An 11991-nucleotide genomic window follows, 5' to 3' on the forward strand; every position below is an offset into this window, starting at 1 on the left:
ATACGTTGAAGACTACTACGCAGATATAGCAGTAGTGCTGGGCTGGCAGCCAAGCGAATTGGATAAGCTTAGCTACGAAGACTTATTGCTGTTTCGGGAAAAAGCCAGAGTAAGACACGAACGGAAAGAGAGCGAATAAGTTCTCTTTTTTGTATCACCAATAAGGGATATCACCATGAAAATGAATCTGTCAGTTGTGATGGGGATGAAAGACAAGATATCCGCACCGCTTAAGGGCATTTCCGGCGAATCAGATCACTATGCAAAGGTCATCAAAAAGGTGCAAAAGGCGCAGGCAGATGACACCGCTGCACTAGGTATGATTGCTTCATTCAAAAGCTCGCAGAAAGCGATAAGTAAGAACGCCCTCGCGATTGCAGCCAGTAACGAAAAGCTCACCGAACTCAAAGCCAAAGCCGCATCGGCGAAGCGCCCAAGTGCAGCGCTGACAGAGAAGATCAGCAAACAGCAGGAGAAGCTAGACAAACTCAACTCAGAACAAACGAGCTACAAGAACAACCTAGTTCGGCTAGGTAAACAGCTTAGTCAGACAGGCGTGAAAATGTATGACCTAGAAGGCGAAAGCGATCGATTAAACCGAAGCTACAAGAAACACGGCAAAGAGATTGCGCGTCTTAGCAAGAAGTACTCGATCTTACAGGGTGCAATGAAGCCCATTCAAAAGCTCAATGGTGCAATACGTTTACCAAATGTTGCCTCCGCTACGGTAGGCAAGGGTGCCGCTTTATTGGGTGGCGTCAGCTTGGCTGGATTGGTCTCAGAGGTAAACAGCACTGCAGAAGAGATGGACAAGCTGGCGAAAGTCGCCGGTAACCTGAACCTGCCGATTGAAGAGCTGCAAGCTATGCAATCCCAAGCCAATCATGCAGGCGTTGAAAGCGATGCGTTGTCTGGTTCTATGCTCAGGTTTACGAAACGTTTAGGCGTATTGCAGAAGACAGGAACGGGAGCTCTGGGTTCATTCCTTAAGAAAAGCGGTAACTCACTTCATAAAGACTTACAGGGAGCAGAAGATACCCAGCAAGCCTACGAAATGCTGCTTGATGCGTTCTCAAAGCTAGAGTCACCTCAAGAGCAGATGGCATTTGCCGATGCTGCTTTCGGGCAGGATGGACGCAAAATGTTAATCATGCTTCGCGAAGGTACGCAGGGGCTAACTGCTGCACGTAAAGAGCTTAACGCTCTTGGCGGAGGTGCAACCGCTGAAGACGCTGCAAAGGCAGAAGCATACAACGACGCTCTGCAGAAAATTCAGGAAAGTGTTCGTTCAATGAAGTTTGCCGCACTTGCACCAGTGATGGAGAAAGTCACTAAAGTCTTTACTCGATTCTCGGACAAGTTTAAGAACGCGCAGTGGCGCACCGAGTTTATTGAAAAGCTCATCCAAACCGTCGACGGCCTGTATCGAGGTATTACGTTCCTGGGTAAAGGGCTTATCTGGGTAACGCAAAACTTCAAAGGCATTGTGGCGGTACTCGCTATCTTTAAAGTTGCGATGATTGGCCTTAACGCCGTCATCATGGCTAACCCGATTGGGATGATAGTGGCAGCGGTAGGCGCAGCGATTATCGCCATAACTTACTTAGTCGATAAGTTTGTTGGCTTAGATAAGGTTATCAAGTGGGTAGGAGAGAAAATAGGTTGGTTATGGGATAAGTTTAAAGCCCTGATCAACAAACTGCCAGATTCATTGATTCCTGACGGTTGGAAGATAGAAACTGAACAGGCAGGTAAACAAGTCGATAGCCTCGCCAGCAAGCTCGATGGCATTAAAGACCAAAACGCCAAACTCGGCATTACCACTGAAGAAACAACAAACCGCCGTGAAACAACCAGCCCACAATACCATGCGTATCAGTCAGGAAATCTGACTACGTCAAAGCCATATCAAGCCTACCAACCGTTAACAAGCCAGACATTGAAAAGTAAATCCGAAGTCGAACTCCGGATTAAGTCAGATAAGCCTGTCTCGGTCGACAAGGCCAAGAGTGAAAAGGGGACAGAGCTGAATTTGGATGTGGGTAGCATAGGATTGAATTTTTAGCGTTGGAAAGTTCCAAATGTGCATTTGTTATCACAAATAAAATTTGATAATTCTTTTTGGATTCATGCCTTGTGTGAGTCATGCTTAATATATGAAGTTATGCAATATGATTCATGTTGTATATGTAGTGATTGCTTCTACACTGATTCGGTCAGTTAGATAGTTGTACTGATAAATCGAATATTATTAGTTAAATATAAGGCTTAAAGCATGACTACAGAATACAAGATCAATATCGTAAATGAACAGTCTAAATCTCGTAAATTTTGGTTGTTCCTAAGTGAACCAGAAAAAGCGGCCGGAAAGGAGGTTTTCGCGAATTCCTCTGCATATATGACATTAGACAAGACAGGCCCTGGAGACCTAAGTAACTTTACCATTCCTTTACAGTACAAGTTGAAAGCCAGTGCATCAAACCACGCCGTAGGACTGCACACGAAAATAATGACTCGAGCTATGACAGATACAGATTTGGGGATGAGTTGGGATGCAGAGTTTTTCCCTGGAGAAGAGCATCGTAACCCTCATCTCATTGAAGCTGGTGATGAAGCCGATGTGAAGGAAGTCATGGTTAAGACAAATGCATTCGACCCAAATGATCAAGAGAGATTTAGTTGGTACAACTGCATGACTTTTGGTGTTGAAAGCGAGAGTGGGTTTATCGGTTACTCATGGGTGCCAGATCCAAGTGACGAGTACGATATTGTTCCTAAAGTAAGTTTTTACGTTAGTACTGGTTCGTTTGAAAGTAACGTGCTCGCAGACATGAACCAAATTTCTAAAGATGCAGCGAATGTAACTGAAAAGGATTTCGATATTCGCAATGAGTGCACCGTAACACTGCGTGTTGATGGAACATGGGATATAGAGCCAGGAGCACCGAGCTTAATGCTAAGCTCAAATGTCCTAAACAATTTAGTTGAATCACACTTAAACTTAACATCCTCTCATGCAACACTTGTTGATTTGATGACCAGAAAATCAGCAAAAGATTCTACTGGAAATCAACTAATGGCTCCGCCTTGGTTAAAATGGTTTGTAAAAGGATTTGCTAATCGCACTGCACAGACCTCAGCTGAAACACTTCAACAAATGATGAGGATCCACATAGTTAACTTTTTACGTCCTACTGGAGTTGAGCTAGAGACAATTAAAGTTAAAGAAGATGGTAAGATTGAAGCAGAGTTTAAACGACCAAACAATCATGGATTGGTGCAAGGTGCAGATAAATATGAGCAAATTTCACTAGATGCCACGAACTCCGCCCTTAAAGAAGCTAAGAAGAAAAAAATGGTTACAGATTATAAAGTAAGCCTGTCTAAGAATTTTGTTCAAGACATCTTAGAGCTGAGCAAGTAAACATTAAATTTGAAATATAGTTTCAGTTTAAGAGCCGCTTTTTAGCGGTTCTTTTTTTATCGATATTAAACGTTTGACACCGATCTTCCACATCGTTAACCTGTAACGGCACTGGCAAAATCCAGTGCCGGGATTGGTACCCCGTTTCTCTTTCCACAGGCGCATAGACGCCAGCTTTTTGCTGGTTTTTTTATGTGCGGCCTCGGCACACCTAAACATGGTGGCTTTGCTTATCTATTAGGCAAAATGCAACTGAATTATGGTGGGCTGGGCAGGGCAGCTTCGGCTGGCCGCGACCTGTGGAGCGGTAGTACCAACCTTGTTCAGTTCACCACCCGAAGATTGGTACCTTTGTGTGGTGATTCAAATTGAATCCACAGGAGGCCATCATGCCTAATACAACTTCCCTTACCCTGACTGTATCTGATCTTGTCTTTAATCAAGGCGAGAAAGTCCGTACTACTTCTCTTAAAGTGGCAGAAGCGTTTAATAAGCGGCACGACGATGTTTTGCGTAAGCTAAGAAGCCTTGAGTGTTCACAAGAATTCATTGACCGCAATTTTACGGGCAATGAATATCAAGACAGAAGAGGACGCTCTTTGCCTCTCTATGAAATGACTAAAGATGGCTTTATGTTCTTGGTCATGGGCTTTACAGGTAGGAAAGCAGCGCAGATAAAAGAAGCTTATATCAACGCATTCAACCAGATGGCCAATCAACTCCGCTGCGCTATGCCGACACTTCCTCCCGCTCAATACCAACTCCCCGAAACCTGTTTACCTAACTTCTACGACTCCGGTTGGTTACCCGCACTCTACAAACGTTGCCCAGCAGAAAGCCATTGGACATATCACATCAAGTTTCAGATAAGACCAAAAGGCGGGAAGTTCTGCGCGAAGTTTGAATTAGGAATAGGGGGCAAAGGTGAAGATAAGCCGTGGTTTGAATCCAGCGGCTCCGAGTTCATTGACAATGGTTTCTACCTAGAGTATCGAGACTTAAATGAGCTGTGGGAGAACATAAGAACGGTGCTATCAAAGTATCAGGCATCTAGCCCGTTCTAAAGAAATACGCCGAGCTTAGGCTCGGCGTGTTGACTAACGTTGGCTGAGTAAAAAGTGATTTCTACGATTTTTTGTTTTTTCTAAATTGTTAACAGTTCGTCTAACGCTTTGCCCAAAGGAAGCACATAACTCCCTTTAGAAGGAGGGTATATTGAAATAGCTGTTTTCTCTGCAAACTTCTTTGCCATGTCATAGGCAACGTATGCATCTAGAATGTCATCATTTTCGGTACATATTTCTGGGAATCCGAGTGTGTCTACAATCAATTTTCTAGAATCTTTTGTTTTCTTGTACACAGGAAATGGTTCTTTCACATCTTTCTCGTACCACATACACGCCATCGATACTGCTGGGTGTACTTCTAGTAAGTATTGACCTTTATGATTTTGAAACGTTTGATGCTCATACAGGCGAAGGGAGTTTAATCGTTCGCCGAATGGAAAACCTAATGCTTCACAAGATATCACCCAGTGAGACAAGCCGGAAAAGGGTAGAGCATTTACAGACTTCTTTTCAAAGCAACCGTCATGAACTTTTTGCTTAACCCATTTTCTCGTTATTTTGTCTACAACCCGGTCAGAATATGAAGAGTTACAAAAGGATAAGGGGGCGTCCCAAGCGATCAAGCAATTTGGTTCTTTTTCAAGGATTAAGTTTATGTAATGCCTAACATTTTGCGGTTTAATAAACTCATAGTCCTTACCAGTCCAAACACAGGTCTCTTTGCCTGAAGCCGGATCTATCCCAATATATTTCATAAGATTCCCTTACGACTTTACATGAGCTTTCTGGTGCCAGCGATAGTAAAGTTCGCTGCCAGCCCAATTTTGGACAGCCTTACCTGTTAGTTGGTTTATCAGTTCATTTAGCTTATTTGTAATTTGTTTCGATCTTGCTTGAACAATGATCCCATCAACAACAGTTACATAGCCTTTCTCGAAAAGATCGTCACATCCAGCTTTGCACATTAACGCTGCTACGTTGTCAAAATCGAGCTTTTCATCAGTGGTACAAGCTGACCTTTTTTTAATGTGTGCAGCTACCAAAAAATCAAAAGGAAAAGTTTCACCACATAAGGTGCATTCAGCAGTTTGACGTCCACGTAGCAAATGAGCTCTCAAGAAACTTTGCTCCTTTCGAACTTTGGCTACTGAGTCACCATCAAGATCTCTTTCTTCTACACTGTCAGACAAAAATTCTGCGGGCTCTAATGATAAGTCTTCTGACACCAAAATCTTGGAATGCGTAATGAAAGAAGGAGCATTTGGAATTTCATCATTGGACATTCTGGCACCATAACCAGCTTTCACGAGCGCAGCAAGCTCGTCTAATGAGTCAGTTCGAACGTAATCCTCTTCAAATCTAGTTAAGCTAGCAACGTACTTAGAATCCTTTTTGCCCTTATGAGGGTAAAGTAGTTTTCCTTTATATTTTCCTCTAGTAACTTTTGCTGTAAGCATACCCACCTTTACCTTTCTAGATAGCAGTTGAATTCAACACAAGAATTGTACTCAGCTCGTGCTGTGGTGTGAAAGAGAGCATAATAACCGAATGCTTAAGTGATAAAAAATCACTAGTATGGATGATCTCTTACTTACTTCCTTCCAAGCTAAATATATTGAAATAAATACTGAATTAGTGGCGACAAAAATGGCGACACTCATTGAGAAACTACGTTAAATAAGGGTCTAAATCGCCATTTTTAACTGTTTTTATATACATATAAAATTCTTTAAGATATTGAAATATAATGACTATGTGGCTTTTGTGTGAGGTTCTACGGCATGTCTTCAGAGTCGGCAATGGCTAAGCACTCTGGTGGTGTTGCTAAGTACCGCGCTGCTGAAGGTAAGACTGTTTTACTTCCATTCCGTGGCGACGTAAATGACACTATCTCAGACATCCTTGGTGGTGTGCGTTCAACTTGTACATACGTAGGCGCAGCAAAGCTTAAAGAGCTAACTAAGCGTACTACTTTCATCCGCGTACAAGAGCAAGAGAACAACGTTTTCGGTAAAGAGAAGTAATCTTACTATTTTAAACGATTGTTTTTATTCGAGAGAAAAGAGCCACTGTTTAGTGGCTCTTTTTTTGCTAAAAAATTGCTAAGTGGCAGCAGGTAACCAGCTTTTGAGTGCCCAAAGAACGCCTTAATATCATAGTTTGCTGACAGGGCTGTGTGATCGTTTGAGGTAGGTTTCCATCTCTAATTCCGGAACCATGCCACCGCCCGTCGCCCAGACTAGGTGTGTTGCGTTACTCATCACCGCATCATTAAAGTGCATTCGATCTCTATAGCAACGGTCATTAGTCAGCACGATAGGCCCTATCATTCCTGCTAAGGCTGATGGTTCTAGTCGGATATCTTCTGACTCGTTTAATTGCCCTAGCAAACGATACATACGTTCATCAGTAATGGTTAGGTAGCCTGCTAGCAGCCTTTCCATCGCGCGCCCGACAAAGCCTGAAGCTCGGCCAACGGCTAAACCATCGGCTGCGGTAATATTGTCAATACCAATGTCTTGAACACAGATCGCATCATGTAGCCCTGTATGGACGCCGAGTAACATGCATGGAGAATGTGTTGGTTCTGCGAATATGCAATGAACGTTATCTCCAAATGCCATTTTTAGACCGAATGCTACACCTCCCGGACCACCACCAACACCACACGGCAAATAAACAAAAAGTGGATGGTCGGCGCCTACCACTCGCCCTTGCTCTTCAAATTGCTCCTTTAGACGTTCACCCGCTACTGAGTAACCTAAAAAAAGCGACTGTGAATTTTCGTCATCGATAAAAAAGCAAGTAGGATCCTTTTCGGCTTCTTGTCGCCCTTGAGCGACTGCCACTCCGTAATCTTGTTCGTATTCGACAACGTTTACCCCGTGAGCACGCAGCTTCTCTTTTTTCCACTCTTTGGCGTCAGCAGACATGTGGACTGAAACGGAGAACCCCAGTTTGGCGCTCATGATGCCAATGGATAAGCCAAGGTTTCCGGTTGAACCAACAGCGATACTGTATTGCTGAAAGAATGTCTGAAACTCTTCTTGTGAGAGTTTACTGTAATCGTCTTGTTCGGTGAGCAGCCCGGCTTCAATGGCAAGCTTCTCCGCTAGTGTCAGAACTTCATAGATCCCACCTCGGGCTTTTATCGATCCTGAGATTGGCAAGTGACTGTCTTTTTTTAGAAGCAGCTGACCAGATATCTGGGTGTTGTATTCGTCTTCCAGCAGTTTCTTCATGCTTGAAATCTCGACGACTTCCGACTCAATAATACCGTTTGTTTTCGCCGTCTCTGGAAATACTTTTGCGAGATAGGGCGCGAATCTTTTTAGCCTATCACTCGCGTCTTGAATGTCCTTAGCGTCTAAACCGACGTGCGGTAGCCCCTCTTCAAGGCTCGTGGCAAAAGGGTTAAACCAAGAGGTTTCTTTAAGGGCGATTAAATCTTCAACCAGAGGGTATTGTTTAGTGAGCGAATCGATATTAATAGTCATAAATAAAACCTTGTTCTTCCAAGTAATTTCATGAGGCTCGCTGGTTGGCTACAACCGTGATGACGTTTCGCTATGTCGTACGTTAGTTCATACAAAGCCGGGTAAAAATCTTGCTAAGTGCCAATAGGGAACGCTTTTTAGAAATGAAGCACCCAGAGCGTGCGTTCTTGCGCACTTAGTTATTCAAGTCATTACACAATAGCTTTCTGTTGCTGACAAATGATGATTCATCACTTTCACATGAGCTAAATTCAAACAAAGGTGTGATATTGATTTGAATTAGACTGTTTATCGTATTTTGAAGGCAGTTTATTCATGTATCTGGTCTAGAATCGCTAGTCGCACTTACACTCAATTGGAAAGGCAATTATGTATACGAACGAGAACATTTTCACGAAACAGAATCGTATAAATAGCTTTCAGCTTTCTAAGCTTCATACCTTTGAAGTCGCAGCTCGGCATGGATCGTTTTCACTGGCTGCTGAGGAACTATCTCTTACCCCAAGTGCGATATCTCATCGAATTAATAAGCTTGAAGAAGAACTTGGTATTCAGCTTTTTTTTCGAACTCATAGAAAAATCAGCCTTACAGATGAAGGGGAACGAATTTATCAGTCTTTGAATAGAACGCTGAATGACCTTAATCAGGAAATTCTTGATGTGAAAAGCGGGGAGGTATCAGGAGTTCTGACGGTATATTCTCGCCCATCATTCGCTCAATGTTGGCTGGTTCCGCGTATCCACTCTTTTAAAGAACGTTACCCTTTAATTGAGCTAAAGCTACTAACGGGTAACGAAAACATTAACTTTCAAGGGTATGGTATTGACGTCGCGATATATTTCGACGAAAAAATGCCTGATAAGTTGAGCTGCGAAGAGATATTTTCTGAAGCTATCATTCCTGTCTGTACCGCCGAATACGCCCAAAAGTTTGACCTTTCACGTTCGATTCAAAATTTACATAAAGCGACATTACTTCATGATAATCAGGCATGGGATTACGACTCTAACGCAGATGAATGGAAAGCTTGGGCCGATGCTAACCAATTTGAAGGAATAGAGGAGATATCGAGCATTGGTTTCGACCGTTCAGACTTGGCTGTTGTGGCCGCTAGTCATAATGCTGGCGTCGCGATGGGGCGGTTTAGCTTGGTAAAAGAACAGTTGTTATCGGGAGAGTTGGTGACACCATATCCCGACACTCAAATGACCTGTAAGCAAAAGTATTACGTCGCTACTTTACCTAATAAGCGCTCTCAGAAAGTGAAGTTTTTTATCGATTGGTTAAGGGAACTGAGTTCTGATAGGTGAAAGTGGCCTAGCTATTCTGAGGTTAGGTAATAGAGAAATTTTCTATACGAATTAAGCTACAAGGAGATATAAAAACTAAATTATTAATAGGTGTGTTTGTTTTAGTTTTTTAATATTGAGGACGAAAGTTATGAAGGTGAGTCAGTATTAGGATGTCAGCGTGTGGTAATTGCAAAACAGCTACTTTATTTAGAGCTAAGTTTATGTTTAAAAGTGGAAAATGTTCTCAACTGGATCGAGTAATCGAAGCTGGATGCATAGAGTCACTAGAGTACGCAAAAGACATTTTGTCCATCGTTTTATCAAGTTGCTCACAAGCATTTCTTTCACGAGGAGCGAACTTTCTCTATTAAGTATCCAATGCCCAGTATCCGGTACATTACCCACTATAAACGATAAGATTATGCTAGTTGACGAGCTGCTAGCTATGTTTGCAGCTCGTATAGTGATTACACGGTAAATTGGTCGACGAGTACTTTTAGCCCTGCCGCTTTTTCGTCAAGCTCTTTTGCCGACGCAGCAGCAAGGCTCGCTTGCTCGTTTGCTTTTCTAGACACGCTAGAGACTGATTCGACATGCTGGCTCACTTCTGAACTGGCGAGCGATTGTTCTTCAGAAGCGGCAGCGATACTGTCGATCATTACCGCCACATCGTGTGCGCTCTGCACGATATCGTCTAGACTGGTCCCTGCTTGTTGAGCTAACCCTAGCCCTTCTTGAACATGGGTCATGCCAGCATCCATCTTATCAACCGCCGTTTTTGTATCGTGTTGGATTGCTTCAATGGAGACGGTGATCTCTTGGGTCGCGGAAGTGGTTCTATCTGCAAGCGCTCGTACCTCATCGGCAACCACGGCAAACCCACGACCCGCTTCACCCGCACGTGCTGCTTCAATTGCGGCATTGAGTGCTAGCAAGTTAGTTTGCTCGGCAATGTCGTTGATTACACCGATGATTTCTCCAATTTTTGCGCCACGTTTTCCAAGTTCAGCAACACTGGTTGATGATGCGGATACCGCTTCGTTTATGGAGGTCATCCCTTCAATAGTATTTTTGACCACGCTCCCTCCTGCATTCGCGCTCTCACCTGCACTTTGAGCGCTAGACGTTGCGTCAGAAGACTTTTGAGCCACTTCTTGGATACTGACTGCAATTTGCTCAATGGACTCTGAAATTTGAGCTACTTGTGCCGCTTGTTGCGATAAATCTTGTGCCATGAGTTCGTTGGCTTGGGTAATGGACTTCGCGCCGCTAGCAACTTCGTCCGTGGTGTTTAGTACTTCTTTAAGTGCGGTTTGGGTTTTGAGCACCGCTCGGTTGTAACTGCTTGCCATTTTTCCTAGCTCGTCGCTGGTTTCCACCTCAATGGTATGAGTGAGATTTCCGTCTGCTAACGTCGATAAACCTTGGGCGACTTGGCTTACGGGTTTAACGATGGAATTGAGAACGACCCAAGACACTGCTACGCCAAGCAGAATCGCTATCGCCAACCCAACCATAATGGTGGTATTGGTGTTACGGGCTGCGTTTTTAGCTGCCGCTTGGCGATCCTCCATGAGATCGCTTTCAATATCGATAAAGGTTTTGATCTGGCCGCGGAACTTATCGAAGTATACTTTTCCTTTTGCTTCTCCAATTAATGCGGCCATATCGTTCATTGTTTTTGCGTCACCAATATCGGTTCGCAGAGCGATATTTGGTTGAACCACATTGGTTTGCCATTCATCGATCGTGGCCTGCATTTCTCCTAATAAATCGACTTGAGCTGGGTTATCGGAAACGGTTCGTGTTTGGTCTGCAATGAGGTCATTAAAACGCTGTTTACCTTGCTCGTAGGGTTCCAAAAACTCACTTCTTCCTGCTAGTAAGTAGCCACGCATCCCGGTTTCCATATCAACAGCAGAAGCTAATATGTTCTGAGCGGTTCCGATGACTTGATAAGTGTGGTTCACCCAGTCGCTGGCGGTTTCTAATTCGTCCATAAAGCCAGACATACGAATCAGTTCGCGTTGGTTTATGTTGCCTTTCGCGCGAATCTTTTCTAGCAATATAACGCTATTGGAAAAGTTGACGCCATTTTCTGTTTGCCTTTGATTGAGCAGTAACTGTTCACGCTCGATAAAGAGAGATATTTGGTCACGAAATTTGTCGAAATAGACTTTGCCTCTCGCCTCTGCAATAAGGTCTGCGATATCGTCCATGGTTTTGGCGTTACCAATCTCTCGGCGAAGTTGTATTGCTGGTTCGGTAACGTTGGACAACCATTCATTGATATTGGCTTCTATCTCGTTTAGTCGCTGAACTTGTGGCGGGTTATCGCTTACTGTCTGTTTAAGCTTATTAATATGTGAGGAAAAAGACTCTTGCCCATTAGTGTAAGGGGCCAAAAACTCTTCTTTCCCAGCTAACAAGTACCCACGCATTCCGGTCTCCATGTCGACAGCAGCAGCTTCTATTTTCATCGCTTGCTGAATCACTTTATGAGTATGGTCTACCATGGCATTCGAACTCGATTGGGAGTTTGAGCTGGTGATAGCGATGAAGGAAAGGAAGACTAAAAGGACCAGAGGGATCCCGGTGCCTAGGGCAATTTTATATCGTATAGATAAATTATTTATAAACATAAGCTTACCTTTAAACTGAACGTTTATTGAAAGAGGTAAGGCTAAATAAGCCATTGTACTTGCCGTTA

Annotated in this window: 9 protein-coding genes and 1 pseudogene; 6 read left to right on the plus strand and 4 right to left on the minus strand. The window is 43.5% G+C overall.

The annotated features are described in order from the left end of the window. Positions 1 to 25 precede the first annotated feature (25 nt). The 4 genes from ELZ11_RS08610 to ELZ11_RS08625 all read left to right on the plus strand — a co-directional run bounded on the left by ELZ11_RS08610 (position 26) and on the right by ELZ11_RS08625 (position 4488). Positions 26 to 139 carry a GpE family phage tail protein gene (locus tag ELZ11_RS08610; protein ID WP_272252657.1) on the plus strand — a complete coding sequence of 38 codons (114 nt, stop codon included), beginning with the start codon at positions 26 to 28 and terminating at the stop codon, positions 137 to 139. Positions 140 to 175: 36 nt separating this feature from the next. Further along, positions 176 to 2065, plus strand: coding sequence for a hypothetical protein (locus tag ELZ11_RS08615; protein WP_137356965.1), 1890 nt, complete (start codon positions 176 to 178; stop codon positions 2063 to 2065). 210 nt (positions 2066 to 2275) lie between these two features. Continuing rightward, positions 2276 to 3424: a hypothetical protein gene (locus tag ELZ11_RS08620; RefSeq protein ID WP_137356966.1), complete on the plus strand. Its 1149-nt coding sequence runs from the start codon at positions 2276 to 2278 to the stop codon at positions 3422 to 3424. 389 nt (positions 3425 to 3813) lie between these two features. Continuing rightward, positions 3814 to 4488 (plus strand): Rha family transcriptional regulator, encoded by a 675-nt coding sequence (locus ELZ11_RS08625; RefSeq protein WP_137356967.1) that lies wholly within the window; start codon positions 3814 to 3816, stop codon positions 4486 to 4488. Between the two features lie 80 nt (positions 4489 to 4568). On the opposite strand, the gene ELZ11_RS08630 is transcribed toward ELZ11_RS08625, so the two are convergent. Together ELZ11_RS08630 and ELZ11_RS08635 are read right to left on the minus strand one after the other, a co-directional pair. Next, positions 4569 to 5246, minus strand: a complete 678-nt coding sequence (locus ELZ11_RS08630) for a DUF429 domain-containing protein (RefSeq protein ID WP_137356968.1) — start codon at positions 5244 to 5246, stop codon at positions 4569 to 4571. Positions 5247 to 5255: 9 nt separating this feature from the next. After that, on the minus strand, positions 5256 to 5948 hold the full coding sequence (locus ELZ11_RS08635; RefSeq protein ID WP_137356969.1) for a hypothetical protein: 693 nt from the start codon (positions 5946 to 5948) through the stop codon (positions 5256 to 5258). 309 nt (positions 5949 to 6257) lie between these two features. Here ELZ11_RS08635 and ELZ11_RS08640 point away from each other — a divergent pair. After that, positions 6258 to 6515 (plus strand): annotated as a pseudogene (locus tag ELZ11_RS08640) (IMP dehydrogenase); the annotation flags it as partial. A 129-nt stretch (positions 6516 to 6644) separates the two neighbouring features. On the opposite strand, the gene ELZ11_RS08645 reads toward ELZ11_RS08640, so the two are convergent. Continuing rightward, entirely contained in the window at positions 6645 to 7988 is a 1344-nt protein-coding gene (locus tag ELZ11_RS08645; RefSeq protein ID WP_137356970.1) for a D-serine ammonia-lyase, read from the minus strand. Between the two features lie 369 nt (positions 7989 to 8357). Here ELZ11_RS08645 and dsdC point away from each other — a divergent pair, with 369 nt between their 5' ends. After that, on the plus strand, positions 8358 to 9299 hold the full coding sequence (dsdC, locus tag ELZ11_RS08650) for a DNA-binding transcriptional regulator DsdC (RefSeq protein ID WP_137356971.1): 942 nt from the start codon (positions 8358 to 8360) through the stop codon (positions 9297 to 9299). Between the two features lie 449 nt (positions 9300 to 9748). Here dsdC and ELZ11_RS08655 read toward each other — a convergent pair whose 3' ends face one another. Continuing rightward, entirely contained in the window at positions 9749 to 11923 is a 2175-nt protein-coding gene (locus ELZ11_RS08655) for a CHASE3 domain-containing protein (RefSeq protein WP_137356972.1), read from the minus strand. Positions 11924 to 11991 lie beyond the last annotated feature (68 nt).

Origin of the sequence: Vibrio profundi, assembly GCF_005281835.1 — a bacterium.
Taxonomy (GTDB): domain Bacteria; phylum Pseudomonadota; class Gammaproteobacteria; order Enterobacterales; family Vibrionaceae; genus Vibrio; species Vibrio profundi.

Bases quoted from the DNA above. Each gene is read 5' to 3' on its own strand.
- dsdC (WP_137356971.1), top strand. From the start codon at position 8,358: ATGTATACGAACGAGAACATTTTCACGAAACAGAATCGTATAAATAGC.
- ELZ11_RS08635 (WP_137356969.1), bottom strand. From the start codon at position 5,948: ATGCTTACAGCAAAAGTTACTAGAGGAAAATATAAAGGAAAACTACTT.
- ELZ11_RS08625 (WP_137356967.1), top strand. From the start codon at position 3,814: ATGCCTAATACAACTTCCCTTACCCTGACTGTATCTGATCTTGTCTTT.
- ELZ11_RS08655 (WP_137356972.1), bottom strand. From the start codon at position 11,923: ATGTTTATAAATAATTTATCTATACGATATAAAATTGCCCTAGGCACC.
- ELZ11_RS08630 (WP_137356968.1), bottom strand. From the start codon at position 5,246: ATGAAATATATTGGGATAGATCCGGCTTCAGGCAAAGAGACCTGTGTT.
- ELZ11_RS08620 (WP_137356966.1), top strand. From the start codon at position 2,276: ATGACTACAGAATACAAGATCAATATCGTAAATGAACAGTCTAAATCT.
- ELZ11_RS08645 (WP_137356970.1), bottom strand. From the start codon at position 7,988: ATGACTATTAATATCGATTCGCTCACTAAACAATACCCTCTGGTTGAA.
- ELZ11_RS08615 (WP_137356965.1), top strand. From the start codon at position 176: ATGAAAATGAATCTGTCAGTTGTGATGGGGATGAAAGACAAGATATCC.